Genomic DNA, 23,846 nt, shown 5'->3' with positions numbered 1-23,846 from the left:
CGGCGTGCCTGGCGCACCTCGACGCCGCCCAGCGCGTCGCGTACCACGCCGCCCTGTCACCCGGCGCCGACCTCGACCACCGGGGCACGCCCTTCACCCAGAGCCTTCTGGACGAACTCCTCGCCGCCCTCCGGGACCCGGTGAGCGGGCGGCGTCTCGTCGGGCGTGCCGCGTTCGACGAGGCGCGGTTCAGCGGGGACGTGCAGTTCGACCAGGTCGATTTCACCGACGTGGCGTCCTTCGGGAGGGCGCGCTTCGACGGAGGCGTCAGCTTCCGTGCGACCGTCTTCGGGTCGGACGCCCGCTTCGGCGAGATGGTGGTCGCGGAAGACACCTGGTTCGACGGATCGGAGATGCGCGACGGAGTCTGGTTCCGTCAGGCCACCCTTGGCGCCGCCCTGCGGTTCCAGGTCGGAGAGGTCGGCGGCCGCGCCGTCTTCGACGGGCTGGTCATCGGTGGGGACGCCGAGTTCACCGGCGTCGCATTCCGGGAGGTCGCGGGGTTCACCGGGGTGGCGGTCGGGGGCGAAGCCTGGTTCGACGGGACGGTGTTCGACAAGGACGCCCGGTTCGACAAGGTGAGCATCGCCCGGAAGGCGTGGTTCGACGGGGCGGTGTTCGGGGAGGCCGCCGACTTCGCCGGGGCGACGATGGGGCAGGACGTCTCCTTCAGTGACGCGCGCTTCGAGCGCGGCGCGGGTTTCCGCGACGCGACCATCGGGGGCGACGCGGAGTTCCACCGGACCGCCATAGAAGGTGACGTCGTCTTCCGGAAGGCGACCTTCCTGCGCACGGCATGGCTGGGACCGCTGGTGTTCGCAGGACTGCTCGACCTGTCCGAGGCCGCCTTCCACTCCGCGGTGACGATCGAGGCGGCGGCGAAGGACCTGCGCTGCCGGCGGACACGCTGGGGATCGACCGCAGCGCTCCGGCTCCGTCATGCCGCGGTGGATTTCGCCGACGCCGTCCTGGAGTTCCCGGTGAGCATCGCGGGCCGCTCCCGTCCGTTCGTCTCGGACGACGGCACACAGCCGGACGAGCCCGGTCTCACCGACCCACGGGTACGCGTGACCTCCCTCCGGGGCGCCGACGCCGCTCACCTGGTGCTCGCGGACGTGGACCTGACGGAATGCCTGTTCGTGGAGACGGTGCACCTCGACCAGCTCAGACTGGAGGGACGCTGCCCGCTCCCCGAGGTCCCCGCGGGGATGCACCGGCGCGGAGGGCTGCCCGTGCGCTGGACGCGCCGGAGGACGCTGATCGAGGAACACCACTGGCGCGCCGCCAGGCAGCACACGGGCGGCTGGACGTCGGCACCAGCGGGTACGGACGTACGGGAACCCGCAGCCGTGGCGCCGGTCTACCGCCAGTTGCGCAAGGCCCTCGAAGACGGGAAGAACGAGCCGGGAGCCGCCGACTTCTACTACGGCGAGATGGAGATGCGGCGCCACGACCGCGAATCGCCCAGGGGCGAACGGGCACTCCTCCTCCTGTACTGGGCGGCCTCCGGGTACGGCCTGCGGGCGACGCGCGCCCTCGGCTGGCTGCTGCTGGCCATGACCGCGACCGTACTGGCGATGATGCTGTGGGGCGTACCGAAGGACGACCCCGTACCGCGGAGCACCGGGCAGGTCACCGGCACCGGTTTCACCCTGACCACGGACAAGGCGGATCCCGTCAACCCGGAAGGCCCGTACAGCCGGCGCCTGTCGGACGAACGGTTCGAGAAGGCCCTGCGGGTCGTCATCAACTCGGTCGTCTTCCGGTCCTCCGGCCAGGACCTGACCACCGCCGGAACCTACGTCGAGATGACCTCCCGCATCCTCGAACCCGCCCTGATCGGCCTCACCGTCCTCGCGGTCCGGAGCCGCGTGAAGCGGTAGCGGCAGAGGACGAAAAGCATGCGGACAGGGACCACGGCTGCGGTGTCAGACGGCTGGGCTATCCTTCCGGCCACCGCACACCGACTGTAGGGATCACGAGAATTGACCGGCCTGACTGCCTTCCCGCTGCCCTTTCACGCTTCCCGTTCCATGGGGTTCGCGACACCCCGAACGCTGCGGGAACTTGAGATGATGCAGTGCAGTGCGCACCTCCGGACGAAGCCGGGGTGGTTCGAGAAGATGAACGATGCCGACATCGTCGCCCGGTGGACGCAGGAAGCGATCGCCCAGGGCCTCACCGAGGCGCAGGTTCGTTACGTGCTCGCCGAGCTCGCGCACTACGCCGGACAGCGGGACGGGCGAACCGGCATCGAGGTGTCCGCCGTCGACGGGGTGTGGCAGTCGGACACGCTGATCGACGACAAGCTCAGGTCCCGGTTGATCGAGGCGGTTCGGGTCCTGGAGCAGGTCCCCGAAGCCGAGCAGGACTGGCATCCCGGATCCGACGGGCAGGTCCTGGATCTGGTGCATCCCTCACTGTTCTGCCTGGTGAGAGAGGCGAGCGGCGCGCCCGAGCGGGCGTGGCAGAACCCGACGAACCACTACTCGAAGTACGAGTTCTCGGAGAAGTTCCAGTGGCTGCCCACGGACGTCGACGTCAGTGACGACGGCGACGTCGCCTTCCGTTCGTACGTGAACAACGTCCACCCCGAGGCCCATCACGAACTGGCCTCTCTCCTGCCGGACTTGTTCGCGCGTATGCGCCCGCTGCTGGAGAACGTGCTCACTGATCTGCGCCATCCGCGGGCGCTGCGGGTCGAGGCCGATCCTTACGGCTGGTACGACTCGGAACCGGAGCATCCGGACAAATCCGCATACAGTGATGACGCTGCCTACGAAGAAGCCCTCGATGCGTGGGAAGTGGCGCAGGAAGACTGGTGGGAGAACCGCCGCCCTGTCATCCCCGACGCCCCGGAATTCACCCCGCCCGAGGCGCCCGACGAATCCGCCCGAGTCGACCTGCGCGGCCGCGGTCTCCAGGTCATCGTCAAGCTCGCCACGATTCATCTCACCCCGGACGAGCCCGAGTACGCCGGCGGTTCCTGGCATGTCGAGGGCATGCTGAACGAGCGGATCGTCTCGACCGGCATCTACTACTGGGACAGCGAGAACATCACCGAGAGCCGGCTGAGTTTCCGGGCGGCGCTCGACGACCCGCGCTACGAGCAGAACGACGACAACGGTCTTCGTGACGTCTACGGCCTGGAGAACGAAGACGCGCTGAACCAGATGCTGGGATCGGCATCGACGCCGGCGGGCCGCTGCCTGGCGTTCCCGAACGTCCTGCAACACCGCGTCGGCGACTTCAGCCTCATGGATCCCACCCGCCCGGGACACCGCAAGATTCTTGCGTTCTTCCTGGTCGACCCGTCGGAAAAGATCGTCTCGACGTCCGATGTGCCTCCGCAGCAACCGTGGTCCGACACCTCGACCATGACGCTTGAGCAGGCCAAGGCCTTCCGCGAACAGCTCATGCAGGAACGCAAGTTCTTCGTCGACGAACACAACGAGCAGCTCTACGAACGCGAATTCTCCCTCTGCGAGCACTGAACCTCGGCGGTCAGTGCAGGGTGGGTCAGGTGTCGCAGCTCCCGGCTGAGCCCCAGCGGAGGAACTGTGCGTCGCCGTCATCGTCGAGGACCGCGACCGCGTAGAGGAAGTAGATCCATTCCCTGCGGGCGCGGGACTCAGTGAGGACGGTCTGACAGGCCACGGTGGCTGCCTGCTCGGCGGGGGTCTTGGAGAGGGCCCTTCCGGCGATCTCGTGGAGTGCGTCGGGGAGGCGCTGGAGGTCGGGTTCGTCGGACATCACGCGGTAGGCGATGACGTCCGGTGTGCCGGTGCCGAAGGGCGGGCGGCCGGTGGCGGCGTACGCGACGAGCGCTCCCCAGGTGAAGACGTCGCCTTCGGGCCCGGCGGCGCCGGTGCGGTAGTGCTCGGGACCGACCCAGCCGGGGGTGCCGGTCATGACTCCGGTACGGGTCACGGAAGTGCCGTCCGTGGCGTGGGCGATGCCGAAGTCGAGGACGCGGGGGCCGCCGTGGGTTCCTCGCCGACTTCCTGAGGGCAAGGTCGCACGGGCAAATGGAGATGCTTGCAGCCGCCACGTCGGAATCGGAGGTTCCGGGGCAACACCCCACATCCCGTTCAGACGTGGGTGGTTGACCCGTCGATCGCCCTTGCGATCCGTGCAAGCGTCCTGAAAGCCTTCGTTCGATTCAGCTGTCGCAGCAGCAAACAACGGAGGCGATACGCATGTCCCACATCCGAATGCGACGGGCGTGGCTGACCGTCATCACCGCGGTCTCGCTGGCCCTGACCGGCCTGGCGGCCCCCGTCCACGCCGAGGAACCCGTGGGCACCATGGCGTGGACCAGTCCCGGCGGGAAGGCCGACCCCTCGGACTTCACCCTGCAGGCCGGCGCGATGAACGGGACGACCGCCGAACGCGTCGCCCGCCTCGACGGCGTACTGCCCAAGTCGGGCGTATCGAAGCTCCTTGCCGACGCCAATCGCACCGTCGACACGTCGTGCACCCGCGACCCGTTCGGCACGGCGCCCGCTCCGGCGCTCAAGTGGTGCCTGGAGAACGACGACTCGACCTCACGTGAGTGGATCCCCCAGGCCATGACCGGCGTCTCGGACGCCGCGGACAATGAGCAGTACGGCGTCGGCAACGACACGAACATCCAGCTCTACGCGTCCTACGACAACTGGGACCCGGGCCGTGACAGCAATGGGAACGAGGTCGGCGACTGCAACCCCGACGAGCTGGAAGCGAACGACGCCTGCAACCAGAAGGGCGTGCGGGTCTCCTTCGTGCAGCGCCGTGCCGACGGCACGGTGAAGTACCGGCATGTGCTGCTGGGTTGGGCGTACACGAACAACTCCCAGCACGTCTCCTTCGACGGAGTGCACGCCGCCGAGGGCTCGACCGTTCCGAACCCGGACAAGGAGATGCAGAACGGCCTGCACGCAGGTGGCATGGTCTGGTACGGCCACTATCTCTATGTCGCCGACACCCGCAACGGCATCCGGATCTTCGACATGGAGAAGATCATGGACCTGGATCCCAACGGGGACGGCAAGGCCGGTGACGAGATGGGTGCCGACACCGACGGGGTGAAGACCACGTCCAACGTCGAGGTGAAGACGAAGGTCGGCCGCCACGACAACGTCTGGTACAGCTTCGGCTACCGCTATGTGATGCCGCAGGTGGCGGCCTGGAAGTTCAAGGCCCCGCAGTCCAATCCCACGGGTTCGTTCACGTGCGTCAGCACGGGCGCCCCGAAGGCGTCCTACCTGTCGCTCGACCGGAGCACGACCCCCGACCGGCTGATCATGGGCGAGTACTGCCGTCCGGAGAGCGGCTACCCGTCGCCCGGCCGGATCGCCTCGTTCCCCGTCAAAGCGCTGGAGAACCGTTCCGGCGAGGTGGCGGCCGAAGGCTGGGCCAACTACCTGCCGATGACGAACGGCGGCGCCCAGGGTGCGCTGGCGATGGGCGACAAGCTGTACGTCAACCAGAGCGCCGGCCACAACGACCCGGGCAACCTGTGGCGTTACCGGTGGAGCAACGGTGAGCTGGTGTCCAACGGCAGCGTGATCAAGACCGCCACGGGCGCCGAGGACCTGTACTACGAGCGCGGCGCCCAGCGTCTGTGGTCGGTCTCCGAGCACTACGGTCCGGCGGTGAACGCCGAGGCCCTCGAAGACGGCACATCGGCACGGTGCCTGGGCCTTGTGTGCGAGCGCGTGCTCTACGCCCACAGCAAGGCTCAGCTGGACGCCCCGTAGTCCGTCCGCCGGCTCCCGCCGCGCGGGTCACGCGTGGCGGGAGCCGATGCCGGGTCGGACAGTGCGGCGGGAGCGGGACAGCGCCAACCCGCCGAGAGCCGTACCTGTCAGCCCCAGCAGCAGGGCCACGTACGCTCCGCCCAGCCCGTTCCCGGTGCCGAGACCGCCGTCGGCGGTCGCCGCGACCAGCCCGCCGAGGGCCATGCCGGTCAGGCCCGCCGCCATGGCCGTGACCGCCCCGAGTGCCCCGTTGGCCGTGCCGAGGCGACCGGCCGGCCGGGCCAGCGCCAGGACGGCGACGACCACGGCGACCAGCCCCAGCAGCCCGCCCGTGGTGGCCCCGAGTCGTCCGAGGCTGAAGTCGTGGACGCCGGCGGCAAGCGACTGGACCGCGGACAGGTGACGAACGGACATGAAGGTGCTCCTTCTCTTCCTGGGATGGGACGTCGTCCGAGCATGTCGGCCGGGCCCACCGTCGGTCGTCCCACAGACGCACGCACTTCGCCCTTCCGCCGATGTGGCATCCGACTCCCACGGACGCGGCAGGCGCCGCGAAGCTACTGCGTACGTGGTAGCCGGCAGATCGTCCGTCGGCGGGATCCGCCCGCGGAAACGTCACGGCTAGGGTGCGCGCATGAGCAAAGGACGGTTCGCTGTGCGCGCCGGTGTCCGAGACTGGCTGATCGCCGTCGGCGTGGCGGCGGCGCTGCTGGTCACCGGGGCGTCCGGGCAGCACTCCGCCGCAGGCGGTCTTGACCTGCTCGGCTATGTGCTGCTGGTGGCCGGTGGCCTGGCGCTGGCCGGCGGCCGACGGGCTCCGGTTCGCGTGTTGGCCGTCACCGGGGTGTGCGCGGTGGGGTACCAGGCGGCCGGTTTCGACGTGGCTGCCGTCGCGTACCTGTTCGCGGTGTACGCGGCCATGCGGGCGGGACATCGCGTCGTCACGGTCGTGGCGAGCGTGGCCGTACTGGCCGTACTTCCCGTCGCGGCCCTGGTCTCGGGTCTGCACGACACAGGCGAGGCGTTCGCCCAGGCCAGAGGTGCCCTGGAGATCGCCTGGCTGATCGCGGCCGGTGCGGCGGGCGAGGCGCTGCGGCAAGCCGAGCGACGCGCGGACGAAGCCGAGCGGACCCGGGAGGAGACCGCGCGGCGCCGTGCCGACGAGGAGCGGCTGCACATCGCGCGGGAGCTGCACGATTCGCTCACGCACCAGATCTCGGTCATCAAAGTGCAGGCCGAGGCCGCCGTTCACGTCGCCCGCAAGCGGGGCGAACCGGTGCCGGATGCCCTGCTGGCGATCCGGGAGGCCGGTCGTGAGGCGTCCCGGGAGCTCAGGGCGACTCTTGAGGCGCTGCGCGACGACGACAAGTCCCCGCCGTGTGGGCTCGACCACGTTCCCGAACTGGTCGAGCGGGCCGGTAAGTCCGGTCTGGAGGCGACGTTGACCGTCGAGGGACAGCGGCACGACGTGCCGGCCGCGGTGGGCCGGACCGCCTACCGGGTCGTTCAGGAATCGCTGACCAACATCGCCCGGCACGCGGACGCCGGCACGGCGTCGGTCCGTATCGACTATCAGCCGGACGCCCTCGCGATACGCATCGACGACGACGGCCGTGCCACACCGGACAGCATGCCGGAGCCCGGCATCGGCCTGCTGGGGATGCGTGAACGCGTCACCGCCCTCGGCGGCCGGCTGCGCGCGGAACCGCGCAGCGGGGGCGGCTTCACCGTCCAGGCCGAACTTCCCCTGGAACGCGCCTCGTGATCCGCGTCCTGCTGGTCGACGACCAGCCGCTCATCCGCAGCGGATTCCGCGCGCTCCTCGACCTCGAAGACGACATCGAGGTGGTCGCCGAGGCCGGCAACGGGCAGGAGGGCCTTGAACTCGCCAAGGAACACCTGCCCGACGTCGCGCTCGTCGACATCCAGATGCCGGTCGTCGACGGCATCGAGGCGACCCGGCGCATCGCCGCGGACCCGGCCCTGGCCGGGGTGCACGTCGTCATCCTGACCAACTACGGCATGGACGAGTACGTCTTCAACGCCTTGCGCGCCGGCGCCGCCGGCTTCCTCGTCAAGGACATCGTCCCGGAGGACTTCCTGCACGCCGTACGCGTCGCCGCGCGCGGTGACGCGCTGCTGGCACCGTCGATCACGCGCAAGCTGATCAACCGGTACGTCACCCAGTCCCTCCCCACCGACACCCGCGTCGGACTGGACGTGCTGACCAGCCGCGAACGCGAGGCGGTCGTGCTGGTCGCGCAGGGCCTGTCCAACGACGAGACCGCGGACCGCATGGTCATCAGCCCGCTGACGGCGAAGACCCACATCAACCGGGCCATGACCAAACTCCACGCCCGCGACCGCGCCCAGCTCGTGGTCCTCGCCTACGAATCCGGCCTCGTCGCCCCGCGCCGCTCCTGACATCCACGGGCCGGGCTACGACTCCCGCGGGCCGGAAAGGTCGAGGACGCGGGCGAGGGCGGCTGTGACGGATGTGCAGTGGGCAGGCAGATGCCGGGACGACCAGTCGGCTGCCAGGGCGAGGAAGTCGGTCAGGTCGCGCTCGGCGCCGGCGAGCAGGTGGCGGAGTTCGGTGACGGGCAGTTCGATCACCGGGCTGTCGCTCCGGTCGGCGTTGACGGTGAGTCGGACGGTGTCGCCGAAGCGCTCCGCGACCGGTGACGCGGGGTCGTGGCCGAAGCCGAGCACGTCGCCGCCCTGGACGAACCGGTGCCAGTCGCGCCAGTCCTCCAGTCCGTCGCAGCAGCCGGGCTGGAAGCTGACTCCTGTGGAAGTGTCGGTGACGCGCAGGCCGCCGGCCGCGATGACGTCGTCGAAGGTCAGCAGGCCGTGCAGGAACGAGTCGATCGCGTCGGCCGGACGGGGCGGGCGGTCTCCGTCGGGGTCGATGTCGTTGCAGCCGGCGATGCGCATCACCGCCGTCCCGACCTCGGCGGGCGAGAGTCCGCCGCTGAGGGGCAGGAGGCCGAACTGCTCGAAGTCGGCGACGGGCCAGAGGTCGAAGCCGTCAGGGGTGTAGATCTCCAGGACGGGCTGCATCACGATCACCCGGCGAAGTGTGCCCCATTCCTCGACCGGGCGGAGGCGATACTGCTCGTGGCACTCGCCCTGCCGGTGGGCCGGTGGGCCGGTGGGCCGGTGGGCCGGTGGGCCGGTGGGCCGGTGGGGATGCACTCTGTCGATCTGTCGATGTCTTCGAGGGGAGCCGTTCATGACCACGGCGAAAGACCTGTTCATCATCGCCATAGACCTGAAGCCGGAGCAGGCCGTGGGACAGGGTGACCTGTCGCTCGCGCTCGCGGGAGCCGAGCTCGTCGATCTCCTCGGCGCCGGAGCCGTCGCCGTGGACGACGATCACCTTCTGCCGGACGGGTCGCCGACGCTCGACGACCGGCTGCTCGGCGAGGCCGCGGCACGACTCGTTCGGCAGCCGCCCTACGAGCGGATCGAGGACTGGCTGTGGCGCCGGGGCCGCGACCTTTCGGCCGCGTACCAGACCGCACTGGAGGAGGACGGCGAGCTGACGCGGAAGCGAAGCGGCCGCCTGTCCTTCGGCCCGCACGTCGTGGAACCGGTCGATTCGGTCGGCCGCCGCCGGGCAGCCGACCGTTGGGAGGAGCAGGAACCCGTCCTGGTCGCCCTCGCCTCGGCCCTGGGCCTCGGCGCCGCACGCTCCGACGGCGAGCCCGGCCTCGACGACGAGGCGGTGACGACCGTGGTGGCCGCCGTCCACGACGCGGTGATGGAACTGGAGGCCGTACGCCAGAGGCGGACCATCGAGAACTCGGCCTTCGCCAACCTCTGGCGCGGCTGAGCCGGGTTCGGGGTCCACAGCCGGCCCGGCAGCGCGGGCGGAACGACCGCCCGGCTGCCGGGCCGGCTGCCATCACGCCGGCCTGTCGTCCACGCGGACGAGGTGGTGGCCGCGCATCGTGTACAGCCCGCCCCTGCTGTCCGTGTTCACGTGCGGGCCGCTGTACCAGGCGCCGTTGATCTCGGGAACGACCGTGCTGACGGCGAAGGTCCGCGGGTCGAAGCGGAACAGCGTCGTGTCGGAGACGCCGTAGACGACTCCTCCGCTGGTCACCATGGCGGCGAAGCCGGGGCAGAGGGCGCGGTGGTCAGCCGTGTGGATCACCCGGCGGATCCTCGGGTCGACGACGAAGAAGCCGCCCCGCCTCGTGAGTCCGTAGAGATGACCGCCGCGGACCGCCAGCGCGGCCACACCCGTGGACAGGGGGAGATCGATGCGCCACGACTCCCGCCCGGCGACCGGGTCGAAGGCGACCAGGGTGCCGCGCGGGCCCTGCGTGGTGGGGTTGTCACCCCCGAGGTACGCCATGCCGTCCCGCGTGGCGACCGCGCGCACGAGCTGGATCCCGTCGATGGGATTGACGTACGCGGCCTTCCTGCCGCTCTCCGGCGCGTACGTCCACAGGGAGCCGCCGCCCTCGGTGTCCGACTGCGCCCCGACCAGCAGGAGCCGGTTGACCGCGTCGTAACAGACGTCGAGCGGTCGGTTCTGCTCGCTGGGGAACTCCGCCAGCTGCCGGGGCTGTTCGTCGTGCGAGGGGGCGTACGTCCAGATGCCCTGCGAGCTGTACTGGCCGGTGTACAGCACGCCGTTCAGCACCTCGGCGTCCTTCGCCTCGCCGGGCGCGCGGAGGTTGGTCACCTTGCCGGTGCGCAGGTCGTGGCGGGCGATGACGTTGTTCCCCCCGACGTAGACGTACCGGCTGTCGGCGGCGATGCCCATCGTCGTCTGCGGGGTGACGGGGGCGCCCGCCGTACCGAGGTCGGTGATGACGGACGTCCCGGCGGCCGTGTCGATCTCGCCGACGAAGCCGTAACCCGAGACGACGGTCAGCGTGCCGTCGGCGTGGTCGAGTCCCCAGATCTCGCCGAGGTCCGGTCCGTCGAAGTCGAGGGGGGTGATGGTGCCGGTCGCGGTCGCGTACGAGTGCAGACCGCCCTCACCCGCGAAGTGGATCAGGTCGCCGTCCGCCGTCAGGTTCTTGACCACCTTCCCGCCGGTGGCCGTCACGGTGTACGAGGAGAGGTCGGCCAGGTCCAGCACGGCGAGCTTGGCGGCTTCGGTCGAACCCGAGGTGCCGACGACGAGACGGTCGCCGAAGACGGCGAGCTCGCGCAGGCTGGGATCCTTCGCCAGTTCCGGCGGGGTGACGTCGGTGAAGGTGCCCGCCGCGCGGTCGTACGCGTACAGCGACGCCTTGCTCGCCCCGTCCCCGCCCGCCAGGACGCTCCCGGCGCCGAAGAAGACGGTCGTGTCGGTGGCGGCGACGGCCCTGGCCAGGGTGGCGTGGGCGTCGGGGATGCCGAGGCTGGTCACCGCGCCGGTGCCCGGGTCGTACATCCACAGCGCGGGCGCCTTCCCCGGCACGCCGCCCACGGCGTACACGGTGCCGTCGGGGGCGACGGCGAGCTCGCGGATGTCGCGGTCCCCGGTCCGGCCGATGCCGACGGCCGGTTCGGCCGGGGTCGTCAGGTCCCAGCGGAAGAGGTTCGGCTTGCCCTCGTCGGCCTTCGTCAGGACGCCGGCGTACAGGTACGTGCCGGTGGGGTCCGCCGCGAGGGCCTGGACCGAGTGCCCCGTGCCGAGGTCGGTCGTGGACACCACCCTGCGCGTCGGCAGGTGGAAGGCGATCAGCCGGGTCGGCGTGAGGTTGCGGGAACCGATGTAGACCGTGTCGCCGACCTGGAGGCCGCTCATGAGCGCGAACTGCTCGATGGCCGGGCCCAGGTCGGTGACGGTGGTGCCGGGCCGGTGGCCGGTGGCCTGCGCCTGAGTGGCCTGGGCCTGGGCCGGTGCGGTGAACAGGGGGGCCGCGGCGGCGGCCAGACCGAGGGCGCCGCTCGCGCGGAGCAGTCGGCGCCTGTCCATCGACGGAGGTTGCTGCATGGGGCTCTCCTTGGGTCGTCGTGCGGGGACACGGAGGGGGAGGAGATGGGGAGGGGAGGGGAGGGGAGGGGAGGGGAGGGGAGGGGAGGGGAGGGGGCGCGGCCGTCAGGCCGACGTCGCCAGGGCCGTGCGGTGGACCGCGTGCGCGAACGGCTTTCCGGCGCAGTAGCGCTCGACCTCGTCGATGGCGCTCGTGGTGATCCGGTGCAGTTCTCCGCCCAGCGAGCCGGCGATGTGCGGGGTGAGCAGGACGTTCGGCAGGGTGTAGAGCGGTGACGTCGCGGGCAGCACCTCCGGTTCGGTGACGTCGATGACCGCGTGGAGGCGACCGGCCGCGGCTTCGGCGGTGAGGGCCTCGGTGTCGACGAGGGAGCCCCGGGCCGTGTTGACGAGCGTGGCGCCGTCACGCATGAGGGACAGCCTTCGCGCGTCCATAAGGTGGTGGGTCTCCGGCAGCGCCGGCGCGTGCAGCGAGACGACGTCCGACCGGCGGACCAGTTCGTCGAGCTCGACGTGCCGGGCGCCGAGGGCCGCGGCCTGCTCCGCGTCCGCGTGCGGGTCGGCGAGCAGCAGGTCGAGGTCGTAGGGACGCAGCAGTTCGAGGACCTTGCGGCCGACGAGCGAGGCGCCGACCACGCCCACGGTGCGCCGGTAGTTGCCGAACCCCGGATAGAGCCCGGACCAGTCGAGAGCGGCCCGGTGGGCGCGGTAGAGACCGCCGATGTCCAGGACCCGCTTGTTGGCGAAGAGGATCGCGGCGACCGTGTACTCGGCGACGGGGACGGCGTTGGCCGCGGCGGCCGACGACACCGCGAGGCCGCGGTCCCAGCACGCCTGCGTCACATGGTGCTTGACGCTGCCGGCCGCGTGGACGACCGCCTTCAGGGCCGGTGCGCGCGCCAGCACGTCCGCGTCGATGACGGGACAGCCCCAGGAGGTGATCAGGACCTCCACGTCCGTCAGGGCCGGCTCGTGGGCGAAGTCCTCCGCCACGTGGTGCGGGTCGATGTCGACGTACGCGGTCAGTCGTCGGGTCTCGGAGGGCGGGAACAGCGCCTCGCGGTGGCGCCGGCCCATGGCGAACAGGGCGCGGGGACGAGCGGTCGGGGTCGGGGGCGGGGTCGGGCGCATGGGGGAATTCCTCACGGTGGCGGCCTACTTGACGGCGCCGGCGGTCATGCCGGACTTCCAGAACCGCTGCAGCATCAGGAAGAGGACGATGAGCGGGACCACGGACACCAGCGAGCCGACGACGGCGAGCAGGTAGTCCTCGGGGTGGCCTTGGGACAGCGCGGACGAATACCACACGTACAGACCGAGGTTGACGGGATACAGGTCCTGGTCGGACAGCATCACCAGCGGAAGGAAGAAGCTGTTCCAGATCTGGGTGAACTGGAAGAGGAAGATGGTCACGAAGCCCGGTACGAGCATCGGGAACGCGATGCGGCAGAAGGCCCTGGTCTCGCCGGCCCCGTCCATCCGCGCCGCTTCCAGGACCTCGTCCGGTACGTAGGAGGCGCTGAAGACCCGGGCCAGATAGACGCCGAACGGGAAGACGAGGCCGGGGAGGAACACGCCCCAGAAGCTGTTGACGAGACCGGCCTCGGCCGCGAGCAGGTACAACGGGATCGCGAGTGCCGTGCCGGGCACCATCACGCCGAGCAGGACGAGCGAGAACAGCCGCTCCTTGCCGGGAAAGGCGAGCTTGTCGAAGGCGTACCCGGCCGCGACGCTGAACACCGCCGCCAGGAGGGCCCCGACTCCCGCGTACGCGACGGTGTTGACCACCCAGCGCAGGTAGACGCCGTCGTCGGCGGTGAACAGGTGGTGCAGGTTCTCCGTCAGGTGGATCTCGTCACCCGGGGCGAAGCCGTTCGTGCCGAACAGATCCTCGCGGCTCTTGGTGGAGGACAGCAGGAGCCAGGTCAGCGGCAGCAGGGTGTAGAGGGTGGCGAGGCCCAGCATGGCGGCGACCCCGGCTTTGGACAGCAGTGCCGAGCGGCGTGGGGAGGAGGTGTTCACGAAGCGCTCCCGCGGCGTGAGAAACGGGTGACGGCGAAGGACAGCGCGGCGGCGAACAGGGCGATCAGCAGTGAGGCGGCTGCCGCCAGGCCGAAGTCGTTGTTCTGGAAGGCGGCCGTCTGGACGTACATGTTGGGGGTGAAGGTGCTGCCGATCGCGCTGGAGGCGTTGTAGATGACCTTCGGCTCGGTGAAGAGCTGGATGGACCCGATGACGGTGAAGAGAACCGCGAGCGCTATCGCGGGGCGGATCATGGGGACCTTGACGGACAGTGCCGTCCGTATGGCGCCTGCACCGTCGACCTTCGCGGCGTCCAGCGTCTCGCGGGGCACGGCCTGGAGGGCGGCGTAGAAGATGACCATGTTGTAGCCGGTCCACTCCCACACGGCGATGTTGGCGGCGGAGAGGACGGCGTTGTCGGCGGAGAGGAAGTCGACGTCGATGCCGGTGGAATCGAGGAGGTCGACGACCGGGCTGAGGCCGGGGGTGTAGAGGTACACCCAGATCAGCGCGGCGATCAGCCCCGGGACCGCGTGCGGCAGGAACAGCGCCAGCTGGAAGAAGGACCGGGCCTTGGCCAGGCCGGTGTCGAGCAGCAGGGCGAGAAGGAGAGCTCCGCCGATCATCACGGGGATGTAGACGGCGCAGTACGCGGCGACGACGAGGAAGCCGTCGCGGAACGCCGGGTCGGACAGTGCGCGGACGTAGTTGTCCCAGCCGGCGAAGACGCTTTCGGTGCCGCCGAACCCGAGGCCGGACGTACGGGTGGTGAAGAGGCTCAGCCAGGCCGCGTACAGCAGCGGGGCGAGGGTGACGGCCGCGAACAGGCCGAGGAACGGTGACAGGAGCAGCGCGGCGGTACGGCGCTGTCCGCGAGTGGACGGGGATGCCATGGCGGCCTTTCCGGGGTGGGGCGGGGCGAGCGGCTGCGGGGGAGGGAGCCGGTGCCTGCCCGCCCGGGCGGGCGGGGGTGGCGGCCCGGGCGGGGAGGGGTCTTCCGGCTCCGCGGTGCCCGCGGGCTCCTACGGGGCGGTGACCTTCATGCCGCGCTGCCTCATCTGCGCGACGGTGGTCCGCTCCGCGAGTGCGAGGACCTCCGGCAGGGACGCCGTGCCGTCGGCGACCTTGGGGAGTTCGTCGACGAGGGCGGTGTTGGTCGCGCCCATGACGGGTCCCCACGTCCAGCCCTGCCGGATCGCGCCGTAGGACGCCGCCCCGACGCCGTAGACGTCCTGCCCGCCGTAGTACGCGGTCCCGAACGCCGCCTTGGTGACGGGAACGAGCTTCGGATCGGCGGGGAACATGCTGCTGGTGCCGGAGGACACCCAGGCCTTCATGCCCTCGGGATCGGTGGTGATCCACTTGATGAACTCGGCGGCGGCACCGGTGTTGTCGGCGCCCTTCGGGATCACGAAGGACGAGCCTCCGTACATGGCCGAGGCAGGCCGGCCGTCCCAGGTGGGCACGGGCGCCACGGCCCACTTGCCCTTCTGGTCGGGGACGGTCGCCTGATGGGCTCCGGCGCACCAGCTGGCGCAGACGTAGGCGACGGTGCCGCTCTTCTGGACGCTCGTCCAGAACGGGTCGAGCGAGCTCAGGGAGCGGACGAGGTCCTCACGGGCGAGGCCGCCCCAGTAGTCGGCCACCTTGCGGGAGGGGGCGTCGTCGAGGGTGACCTTCCACGCGTCCTTCCCGGTGGTGAACCACTGGCCGCCCGCCTGCCAGGCGAGCGCGGTCAGGAGACCGGGGTTGTCGGTGTAGAGGACTCCGCCGCGGGCGTCGGGGTCGGCCTTCCTCACCTGCTCGGTCATGTTCCGGTAGGCGTCCCAGGTGGTGGGTACGGCGATCTTGTGCCGGGTGAAGAAGTCCTTCCGGTACATCAGCGTCAGCGGGGCCGCGTCGCGGGGAACCGCCCAGGTCCGGCCGCCGAGGTCGACGAGTTGCCGCACCGCCTCGGGGAACCGCTCCTTCACCGTCGGGCCGAGCGTTCCGCTCAGGTCCTCGATCTTGCCCTGGGCCGCGAACTCCGGCAGGTGCGGGTACTCCACGACCGCGACGTCCGGCACGGTTCCGGCCTTCACGGCGTTCGTGAGCTTGGAGTAGTACTCCTGGCCCGACGGGACCGTCTCGAAGGTCACTTCGATGTCGGGGTGGCTGCGGTTGAAGGCCTCGGCCACCTGGTCGGAGCCCTTGAGGAAGGACCAGAAGGTGACCTTGCCCTTCTTGGCGCCGGCCGTGGCCGGGGAGGCGCCCTGGTCCGTCCCGCCGCAGGCGGTGGCGAGGAGGGCGAGAGCCGAGACGGAGCAGGCCAGGGCGGCAGTGGATCTGCGAAGCATGATGTGCACCGATCGTTCGCGGGGGCGTCGAACGGAATCATTCGACAGCACACCCGCTTCGTCAATGCTTTTGGCTTCATCTGATGTGAAACGAAAGAAAGTGAAAGGTGATGCCTCCTCCGTGAGGTCGCCGAGGCCTACGCGTGGGCGCTGCGTTCCCCCACCGCGTGGGCCCCGCTGGACTCCCGTACCCGCAGCTCCGGGCGGAGCAGCAACTCCGCCAGCGGTGCGGCGGGATCGGCGAGCCGGCGCCTCATCAGGTCGACCGCCCACGCCCCGACGGCCTTCTTGGGCGGCGCCACGGCGGTGAGCGGCACGTCGCTCAGCTCGGCGACCTCGTCGTCGTACGTCACGACGGCCAGGTCCTCCGGAACGCGCAGCGCGCGCGACTGGAGGAGGCCGACCAGGGTGACGGCGTCGAGGTCGTTGTGGACGAGGGCGGCGCGGACGTCACCCGCCTCGACGGCCCGTACGAGCTCCTCGAACCACTCGGTGGGCGCCGTCCCGTCGGTCGGGCCGATGCGGTACTCCGGGCCCGGCGTCAGCCCCAGCTTCGCGCAGGCCGCCAGGTAACCGTCGCGGATCAAGGGGGTGTTCGGGCTCTCCGCCCTGGCGGCCAGGGCGATCCGCTCGTGGCCCAGCGACGCGAGGTGCCGGACGGCCAGGTTCGCGCCGTGCGCGTGATCGGAAGCGACCTGCTCCAGCCGGCCGGCCTGCGTGGCGGCCCGGCGGTCCACGAGGACGACCGGAACGTCGAGGCCGGCCAGCCACTCCTCGGTGCGCTCCACGGGCTCAAGACCGGCGCGGGGCATCAGCAGCAGGCCGTCGACGCCCGCCGCGACGAGCCGGCGCACCTGCTCCTGGTTGTCGGCCCACGTCTCGCCGGAGACCGCGAGCACGATGCGTACCCCGTGCGTGCGCGCCGCGTCCTGCACCCCTCGGATGATCTCCGGGTAGTAGTAGTCGCCCGGCGGGACCATCAGTCCGAGGGTGCACTCCCGGCGGTCGGACGACCGGGGCGCCGCGGGGCCCGGGACGTCGGCCTGCTGGGCCGCGGCCGGGGACATCGCGCCGCCGTGCACGCGGACGACGAGCCCGCGGGCCGCCAGGTCGCGCACGTCCTGCCGCACGGTGACGGCGGAGACGCCCATCTCGGCCGCCGCCTCCTTGACCGTGATCGTCCCCCGGCGCTCCACCATGCGCAGGATCGCCTCACGCCGTTCTTCCGTCAGCACCACGTACCCCTCTCGAAGCGAGTGAAGGCGTTGTCTTTCACTCGACAAACGAAAGGTACCAACGAAGACCCGGTCGGCTCAGCGGAAGATCGCCATCGCCTGGACCTCCAGGACCCCTTCGGCCGCGTCCCATTCCTGGACCTTGCCCAGGCACCGGGCGGAGAAGGTGCCCTGGGGGACCTGGTTGCGCAGCCCCTCCGTGGCGCAGGTGACGCGGATGCGGGGTCCCTGGGCGGGGTCGGCCGGGTCTCCGTACGGGGCGAGGAAGACGGTGGAGTCGCCTCCCGCCGGGACGCCGCCCGCCGGGGCGTCTTGCGCCGGGCCGTCATCCGTCGCGCGGAACCGGCCCCGGATCAGGACGAAGCCCTCGACGTCGCGCAGGCGGACGGTGTCCTGCGGGCCGGAGGCCGTCCGCAGCAGCGCGGTGCTGCGGGTGACGGACCGGCTCGGGAGGTCGACGTGGACGATGACCCGTTTCTCCTCCAGGACCTTCATGATCAGGCCGATCACCGAGATCGGCTCCGCGACCTCCAGATAGCGGCTGACGACCTCGGTGTTCTCCTTGCGGCCGCCGTCCGCGCCCACGCCGAAGACCTTCGCGCGCACGGTGCCGTCCTTGCTGTCGCTGGTGCGCTGCTCGACCTCCTTGCGCAGGGCGGCCGTGTAACTGCGCATCTGGTAGTGGTCCATGACCATCTTGTCGTGCAGGTAGAAGCAGATGCCGTCCGTGATGTCCGGGGTGACGGCCCGCCGGGCGCGGACCAGCCGGAGCAGCGTCAGCGCCAGGAGCGTCGCGAGCCCGGCCCCCGTGAACGCCCACAGCAGCATCCAGGGCCACCACACGGCCCACCACGCTTCACTCGTGACACCCACGGATCTCCTTGAAGGCGCTGAGAAGGGACTGTCCGGTCGCATCGGTCATGTGCCCGCCGGTGGCCTTGGCCGCGCGGTCGAGTTCCCGCGGGTCGGCGTCGCCGTACCGGACGGTGTACGTACGGACCGCGCGGGCGGCCGGCGGCAGGGCCGCGTACCGGCCGAGGAACGCGTCGAGGCTCAGCCCGGCGTTGTTCTCCCCGTCCGTCATGAGCACGATGGAGACGCGCTGCCGGGGGTCCTTCGCCACGGCGGCGGCCGCCGACCGGTAGGCGTGGTCGAGGGCCGACCAGACGGCGGTGCTCGCGTCGAAGCCGTCGTCGGCGACGAAGCCGCGGAGCCGGTCCAGGTCGGACGCCTTCGTGTACGTCACGCTCCGCTCGTCCAGCACGCGGCCGCCGAAGCGCAGCACCGTGACGGTCTCGCCCTGGTGGAACCGGGCGAACTTGCCGGACCTGGAGTCGTCCGCGCCGCTGAGCCCGTCGATCGTGGCGCGGAGGTTCGCGATCCGCTCGCCCCGCATGGACGTCGAGAAGTCGAGGAGGAAGAGGACCCGTGCGGGGCCGCCGTTCCGCGCCCCGGCGTAGTCGGCGAGCAGCCGGTCGACGACCGCCTGGCTGTCGGGGAAGTACAGGGCGTTGCCGAGGGGGGCCCGCAGACCGTCGATGCGGGGCAGGTCGGGGGTGATCGGCCGGCGCAGCGTCCGTTCCATGATCTTCCGCTGTACGGGTTCGCTCCGGAGCCAGGCCGTCAGCCGGTCGTACGCGTCCCGCGCGGCCGGGTCGAGCAGCATCAGGGGGTAGTCGGACACCACGATGCCGTCCTTCGGGTGGACGACCTCCAGGGGTACGCGGAGGGTGCCCGCGCGGTTCAGCGCGAGCAGCTCGGACTCGTACGTGATCAGCGCGTCGAGGCCCTCCTCGCCCCGCGCGTACGCGCCGGCGAGGCCGCCGGAGGAGTCCACCGTCAGCGCGTGCCCGGCGAAGAAGCCGCGCAGCCGGTCGCAGGACACGTCCTCGGGGCGCAGCGCGCCGCCGGTGGCCGCGGCGGCGGTCGCCACGCCCACCAGTGCGGACAGTCCGCTGTTCGCGCTGCGGGGGTCGGCCATGGCGTACCGGAGCGTGCCGGCCGCCGCGGCGTCGGCCAGGTCCGCCCACGACAACTGCCCGTCGGGGGCCGTCCGGCGCAGCCGCTGCGCCACCTCGGGCTTCATGCCGACGACGACGGGGGAGCGCATCGTGCTCGTCGACAGCGGGCTCTCCGACTGACGTCCGTGCTTCTTCAGCAGGAGCTGGAAGGGGCGGGAGGAGGAGAGCCAGGCGAGATCGTGCCGGTATCTGCCGGCGGCCAAGCCGGCGGCGGCCTCGACGGTGCCCTGGTACTCCATCTCCAGGGTGATGCCGGTGTCGCGCCGCAGGTCGCCCAACAGGGGTTCCATGTCGGAGAGTTCGGAGCTCGCCAGGACCTTCAGGGTCACCGGCTCGGGCCGGCCCGTGGTGCAGGAGGCCAGGCCGGCCGTGACGACGACGCACAGCCAGGCCAGGGCGAGCGCGGCAACCGCCCTGCCCCGGGGTGTGCGGTGTGTACGGGGCGGGAGGGGGCCGCCGGGCCCCGTCACCGTGCCTGGTCCGGGAGTTGGGCGGGCGGGCAGTCGCCGACGAGGGAGATCATCTGCTCCAGGTAGCGGATCCGGGGCATGGGGGAGCGGGTGTCGTCACCGCGCAGCGCCGGCACCGGGACGTTCCGCTCGGTCAGGAACCGCGCCAGCTGGTCACCGGCGACCTCGCCCGCCGGATCCAGGATCCGGAAGCCCAGCTCCATGGCGCGGCGCCGCAGATCGGGGTCCGTGGTGACGAGCTCGCCGAGCCGGTCCCCCTCGGAGTTGAGGGAGATGAACTGGGGCTGGGTGACGAACTGGCTGGAGGGGTAGAGCAGGACGCGCTCCGCGTCGAGCCGCCCGGTCTCGGCGCGGTGCCGGACCTGATAGGTGAGGTACTGGTGCTCGTACGCCACGACCACGGGTGCGATGCCCTTGCCGTCCGGTGAGATGTACGTACGGAACACGTCGGCGGCGGGCAGGCCCTGTTCCATGAGGTGCTTGACGGACCGCGCCCGGCTGCTCGCCTCCTGGTCGGTGGTGGGGACGTCGGGTCCGTTGCCGCGCCAGGTGAAGGAGACCAGCGCGAGGTAGGTGCCCGCCGAGTTGGAGCCGCAGACGTCGGGGCTCTGCGCCACGATCCGGTTCGCGTTGGCGATCCCGTGCCGGCGGATGCCCAGGTCGTTCCAGCGCTTGCCCCGGTCGATGCCGTCGAGGAACTTCCGCATGTCCAGCGAGTAGTAGAGCGGCCGGTCCGCGCCCTCGGAGGGCAGTGGGGTGGCGATGCCCGCGTCGCGCAGGGTCTCGGCGTACTCCCGGTAGGTCGCGAGCACGAGGGGGCTCACGAACGGCCGGTGCACCTTGGCGTACCGGCCTTCCGTCGCGCGCAGGCCGGTGATCAGATCGCCGGCCGGCTGGCCGGAGGGGAAGACGAAGTCGAAGGCGGCGATGTCCCGCATCGCGACCTCGCGCGAACCCGAGCTGGTGATGTGCACCCTGATGTGGTGCTTCAGCAGGATCCGCTGGACCTCCTCGTCCTCGAAGAAGTCCCGTTTGGAGGCCATCTTGCCCTCCAGGACGACGACGCGCTCGAAGGGCAGCAGCAGATTGCCCGAGATCGCCAGCGTGGCGAGTCCCGTCAGCGCGGTCGCCAGTACGGGGAGGAAGAACAGCAGCAGACTCCGCCGCGACCACGAGCCGGGCGACCGGCTCCGCACGGCCAGACGGGGCTCTTCGACGACCGATCTCTCCCCGGTGACCACCCGTACCCCCACTCGTCCGCTCCACCCCTCCCGTGGCATCTTGTGCCGCCTTGGTGGCCGACGGCATGCGGCGGGGTCAATTCCGGGTGAACAACTCCCTTGGGAATGTGGAGAGTTGGACGGTCCGAGTGGTCGAGCGGGCGGCCGGCCCTCGCCGCGCGTATCGGTGGAATGACCGATGTGCGGGGCGCGGGGGCGCGGCGATAGTCCTCGGGAGATCGTTTGCGGGCGGCCGTGGCGCGCCCGGTTGTGGAAAGGACCTTCTGTGGACACGTATGCGGATCTGGTGTTTCTCGGCGGACGGGTGCTCACCGTCGACGCGGAGTTCTCCGTCGCCTCGGCCCTGGCGGTGACCGGCGGGACCATCAGTGCCGTCGGCGGGCGGGACGACGTGGCGCCGTTCGTCGGACCCGACACCCGTGTCGTCGACCTGCGGGGGGCGACGCTGCTTCCCGGAATCAACGACTCCCACCTGCACGGATGCGCCTTCGGCATGGCGACGCCGCCGCTCTCCCTCGACGTCGCCCACCCCGCCGTGTCCTCCCTCGCGGACGTGGCCGAGGTCGTACGGGAAGCCGTCGGACGGGTTCCGGACGGGCAGTGGATCACCGGGCACGGCTGGGACACCGGCTACCTCGACGAGTGCGTCTCCCACCCGACACGGCAGCCCTCGCTCCACGACCTCGACGCCGTCAGCCCGGACCACCCCGTCGTCCTCTACTCCTTCTCCGGCCACGCCACCTGGGTCAACTCCAAGGCGCTGGAGCTCATCGGGATCGACCGGCACACCGTCGCCCCGCCCGGCGGCGCCATCGTCGTGGACGAGGCCGGGGAGCCGACCGGGCTGCTTCACGAGGGCGCCCAGGCCCTCGTCCAGAACGCGCTGCCGCCGCTCAGCCGCCAGGAGCGGACCGACGCGATCAGATCGGCCCTCGCCACGCTCGCCCGGCTCGGTGTGACCAGCTACACCGAGCCCGGCCTCGGCCCCGGCGGCGACGGCATCATGCGGGGCGCGCTCGGCGGGGAGACCCTCGACGCCTACCGCCGGCTGCTCGCCGACGGCGAACTGACCGCCCGCGTCGGTGTCCTGCTCCTGCCCACCGGAATGGCGAGCACGGCGGACGAGTTCGCGCGCACCCTCACCGCACTCGGCGAGTCCGGCGAGTCCGGCGAGTCCGGCGCCGCCGATCCGCGCCGCCTCGCGATCCACGGAGTCAAGATCTTCGGCGACGGCATCGTCCCCAACAAGACGGCCTGGATGCACGAGCCGTACGTCGGCGGCGGCTGCGGCTCCCTCTGCGTCGGCGGCGAGACCGACGCCGACCGGATCGCCGAGATCGGCGCCATGATCCGGCACGCCCACGCCGCCGGGTACCAGCTGGGCGTCCACGTCACCGGCGACCGGGCCGGCGACACCGTCGCGGACGCCTTCGCCGCCGCCGCGGCCGAACACCCGCGCCCCGACGCCCGCCACTACGTCATCCACGGCGACTTCCTCACCGCGCACAGCATGAAGGTCCTCGCCGCGCACGACTTCGGCGTCAACATGAACCCCACCATCAAGTGGACCGTCGCCGACATGGAGGAGGAGTTCGTCGGCACCGGACGCGCCGCCTACGCCTGGCCGTACCGCGACGCCCTCGACGCGGGCGTGCGGGTCGCAAGCGGATCCGACGCGCCCGTCACCCACCCGGACTGGCGTCAGGGCGTCGCCACCATGCTGCTGCGCGAGTCGAAGGCCACCGGCCGGGTCAGCGGGCCCGAGCAGCGCATCGGCCTGGCCGAGGCGCTCCGTACGTACACCATCGACGCGGCCTGGCAGGACTTCGCCGACGACTGGAAGGGCTCCCTGGAGCCCGGAAAGGCCGCCGACCTCTGCGTGCTCGACGGGGACCTGCTCACCGCCGACCCGCACGACATCCCGGACATGCCCGTCGTCCTCACCGTCGTGGACGGACGTGTCGTGCACGACACCCTGCGCGATTGACGTATTCCGGGCAGATGATCATCCTGGGGGGATGGCAGCAGCGCGGAGCACGACGGACATCCTGGACGCGGCCGTCCATGTCCGTGAGGCCGCCAGGAGCGCCACGAGCGGCGCGGCCGGCGTCGACACGGTCCTGGCCGCGCTGTCCGAGGTCATCGCGTACGACCACGCCTCCCTGGCCCGCTGGGATCCCCTGCGCCGGTGCCACACCACCCTGGCCGGGAGCTACCCGGACGACGCCACGGCCTACATCGAGACCCGCCTCCACCGCGACCCGGTGTTCCCCGTGCTTCGCGGCCCGGACCGGGGCGGGCTCTGGCTCAGGGACGTCCCCCGGCGGCTCCTCGCGGCGTCGCCGGGCTTCCAGGAGGTGCTGAGCCCCCTCGGGATCGAGGACGGCGTGGCCCAGTGCCTCTTCGCCGCCGACGGCCGGTACGTCGGCATGCTCAACGTCAGCACCCGCGGACCACGGCGCACGCCCGATCCGGCGCGCGCCGTGGTCACCCTGCTCACCGAGGCCCTCGCCGCGGCCGTCGATGCCCGCGCGGCCGCGCCGTCTCAAGAGCTCGCCGCCCCCACCGAGGGCGGCGCGCGGCGGCCGGGCGGGCTCTCCCCGCGGGAGCTCCAGGTGCTCGCCGAGCTGACCGCCGGCCGCACCAACCGCGAGATAGCCGAACGGCTGTACATCACGCCGCGCACCGTGGGTACGCACATCGAGCACATCCTCGCCAAGCTCGATCTCCCCAACCGCGCGGCCGCCGCCGCCCGGGCCGCCGCCTGGGGAATCGAACCCTCCCCGTGACGTGAGCCGCCGGATCACGGATGCGCTAACCTCCCGGCTGATCGCCG

General features: G+C 71.1%; 20 protein-coding genes. 8 read left to right on the top strand and 12 right to left on the bottom strand.

Translation table 11 applies throughout. The annotated features are described in order from the left end of the window. Nucleotides 1-140 precede the first annotated feature (140 nt). Together OG357_RS05240 and OG357_RS05235 are read left to right on the top strand one after the other, a co-directional pair. A complete protein-coding gene (locus OG357_RS05240; RefSeq protein WP_329620013.1) occupies nt 141-1,883 on the top strand; it encodes a pentapeptide repeat-containing protein in 1,743 nt (580 codons plus the stop codon). Nucleotides 1,884-1,985: 102 nt separating this feature from the next. Then, the gene (locus OG357_RS05235; RefSeq protein ID WP_329620012.1) at nt 1,986-3,494 is read left to right on the top strand and encodes a DUF4246 domain-containing protein; all 1,509 of its coding nucleotides are present in this window, start codon (nt 1,986-1,988) and stop codon (nt 3,492-3,494) included. Between the two features lie 25 nt (nt 3,495-3,519). Here the strand turns inward: OG357_RS05235 and OG357_RS38790 are convergent, their stop codons facing one another. Beyond that, nucleotides 3,520-4,014, bottom strand: coding sequence for a protein kinase domain-containing protein (locus tag OG357_RS38790; protein ID WP_443066628.1), 495 nt, complete (start codon nt 4,012-4,014; stop codon nt 3,520-3,522). 185 nt (nt 4,015-4,199) lie between these two features. Here OG357_RS38790 and OG357_RS05225 point away from each other — a divergent pair, with 185 nt between their 5' ends. Further along, nucleotides 4,200-5,741 carry a hypothetical protein gene (locus tag OG357_RS05225; RefSeq protein ID WP_329620011.1) on the top strand — a complete coding sequence of 514 codons (1,542 nt, stop codon included), beginning with the start codon at nt 4,200-4,202 and terminating at the stop codon, nt 5,739-5,741. 27 nt (nt 5,742-5,768) lie between these two features. On the opposite strand, the gene OG357_RS05220 is transcribed toward OG357_RS05225, so the two are convergent. Further along, nucleotides 5,769-6,155, bottom strand: a complete 387-nt coding sequence (locus OG357_RS05220) for a DUF6223 family protein (protein ID WP_329620010.1) — start codon at nt 6,153-6,155, stop codon at nt 5,769-5,771. Nucleotides 6,156-6,375: 220 nt separating this feature from the next. Here OG357_RS05220 and OG357_RS05215 point away from each other — a divergent pair, with 220 nt between their 5' ends. Together OG357_RS05215 and OG357_RS05210 are read left to right on the top strand one after the other, a co-directional pair. After that, nucleotides 6,376-7,506, top strand: a complete 1,131-nt coding sequence (locus OG357_RS05215) for a sensor histidine kinase (protein WP_329620009.1) — start codon at nt 6,376-6,378, stop codon at nt 7,504-7,506. After that, nucleotides 7,503-8,165: a response regulator transcription factor gene (locus tag OG357_RS05210; RefSeq protein WP_329620008.1), complete on the top strand. Its 663-nt coding sequence runs from the start codon at nt 7,503-7,505 to the stop codon at nt 8,163-8,165. Before OG357_RS05215 ends, OG357_RS05210 begins: the two co-directional genes overlap by 4 nt. A 15-nt stretch (nt 8,166-8,180) precedes the next feature. Here the strand turns inward: OG357_RS05210 and OG357_RS05205 are convergent, their stop codons facing one another. Beyond that, nucleotides 8,181-8,813, bottom strand: coding sequence for a hypothetical protein (locus tag OG357_RS05205; RefSeq protein ID WP_329620007.1), 633 nt, complete (start codon nt 8,811-8,813; stop codon nt 8,181-8,183). Nucleotides 8,814-8,976: 163 nt separating this feature from the next. Here OG357_RS05205 and OG357_RS05200 point away from each other — a divergent pair, with 163 nt between their 5' ends. Continuing rightward, on the top strand, nt 8,977-9,579 hold the full coding sequence (locus OG357_RS05200; protein WP_329620006.1) for a GOLPH3/VPS74 family protein: 603 nt from the start codon (nt 8,977-8,979) through the stop codon (nt 9,577-9,579). Between the two features lie 72 nt (nt 9,580-9,651). On the opposite strand, the gene OG357_RS05195 is transcribed toward OG357_RS05200, so the two are convergent. The 9 genes from OG357_RS05195 to OG357_RS05155 all read right to left on the bottom strand — a co-directional run bounded on the left by OG357_RS05195 (nt 9,652) and on the right by OG357_RS05155 (nt 21,022). After that, nucleotides 9,652-11,685 carry an outer membrane protein assembly factor BamB family protein gene (locus OG357_RS05195; RefSeq protein WP_329620005.1) on the bottom strand — a complete coding sequence of 678 codons (2,034 nt, stop codon included), beginning with the start codon at nt 11,683-11,685 and terminating at the stop codon, nt 9,652-9,654. Between the two features lie 105 nt (nt 11,686-11,790). Continuing rightward, nucleotides 11,791-12,816: a hydroxyacid dehydrogenase gene (locus OG357_RS05190; protein WP_329620004.1), complete on the bottom strand. Its 1,026-nt coding sequence runs from the start codon at nt 12,814-12,816 to the stop codon at nt 11,791-11,793. A gap of 24 nt (nt 12,817-12,840) precedes the next feature. After that, complete coding sequence (locus OG357_RS05185; RefSeq protein ID WP_443066627.1) at nt 12,841-13,707, bottom strand: carbohydrate ABC transporter permease; 867 nt, start codon at nt 13,705-13,707, stop codon at nt 12,841-12,843. Further along, nucleotides 13,704-14,600, bottom strand: coding sequence for a carbohydrate ABC transporter permease (locus OG357_RS05180; RefSeq protein ID WP_329620003.1), 897 nt, complete (start codon nt 14,598-14,600; stop codon nt 13,704-13,706). Before OG357_RS05180 ends, OG357_RS05185 begins: the two co-directional genes overlap by 4 nt. A gap of 129 nt (nt 14,601-14,729) precedes the next feature. Continuing rightward, a complete protein-coding gene (locus OG357_RS05175) occupies nt 14,730-16,043 on the bottom strand; it encodes an ABC transporter substrate-binding protein (protein ID WP_329620002.1) in 1,314 nt (437 codons plus the stop codon). A 137-nt stretch (nt 16,044-16,180) separates the two neighbouring features. Then, nucleotides 16,181-17,278, bottom strand: a complete 1,098-nt coding sequence (locus OG357_RS05170) for a LacI family DNA-binding transcriptional regulator (RefSeq protein WP_329620001.1) — start codon at nt 17,276-17,278, stop codon at nt 16,181-16,183. A 78-nt stretch (nt 17,279-17,356) separates the two neighbouring features. Then, on the bottom strand, nt 17,357-18,151 hold the full coding sequence (locus OG357_RS05165) for a hypothetical protein (protein WP_329620000.1): 795 nt from the start codon (nt 18,149-18,151) through the stop codon (nt 17,357-17,359). Further along, on the bottom strand, nt 18,135-19,769 hold the full coding sequence (locus OG357_RS05160; RefSeq protein ID WP_329619999.1) for a VWA domain-containing protein: 1,635 nt from the start codon (nt 19,767-19,769) through the stop codon (nt 18,135-18,137). Before OG357_RS05160 ends, OG357_RS05165 begins: the two co-directional genes overlap by 17 nt. Beyond that, entirely contained in the window at nt 19,766-21,022 is a 1,257-nt protein-coding gene (locus OG357_RS05155; RefSeq protein WP_329619998.1) for a hypothetical protein, read from the bottom strand. Before OG357_RS05155 ends, OG357_RS05160 begins: the two co-directional genes overlap by 4 nt. A 253-nt stretch (nt 21,023-21,275) precedes the next feature. On the opposite strand from OG357_RS05155, the gene OG357_RS05150 reads away from it, so the two are divergent. Continuing rightward, a complete protein-coding gene (locus OG357_RS05150) occupies nt 21,276-22,997 on the top strand; it encodes an amidohydrolase (protein ID WP_329619997.1) in 1,722 nt (573 codons plus the stop codon). Between the two features lie 31 nt (nt 22,998-23,028). Further along, nucleotides 23,029-23,799: a helix-turn-helix transcriptional regulator gene (locus tag OG357_RS05145; protein WP_329619996.1), complete on the top strand. Its 771-nt coding sequence runs from the start codon at nt 23,029-23,031 to the stop codon at nt 23,797-23,799. Nucleotides 23,800-23,846: the final 47 nt, after the last annotated feature.

Source organism: Streptomyces sp. NBC_01255 (genome assembly GCF_036226445.1).
Classification (GTDB): domain Bacteria; phylum Actinomycetota; class Actinomycetes; order Streptomycetales; family Streptomycetaceae; genus Streptomyces.
Note: the sequence above shows the minus strand (reverse complement) of the source record. Positions and strands in the feature narration are given on the sequence as shown.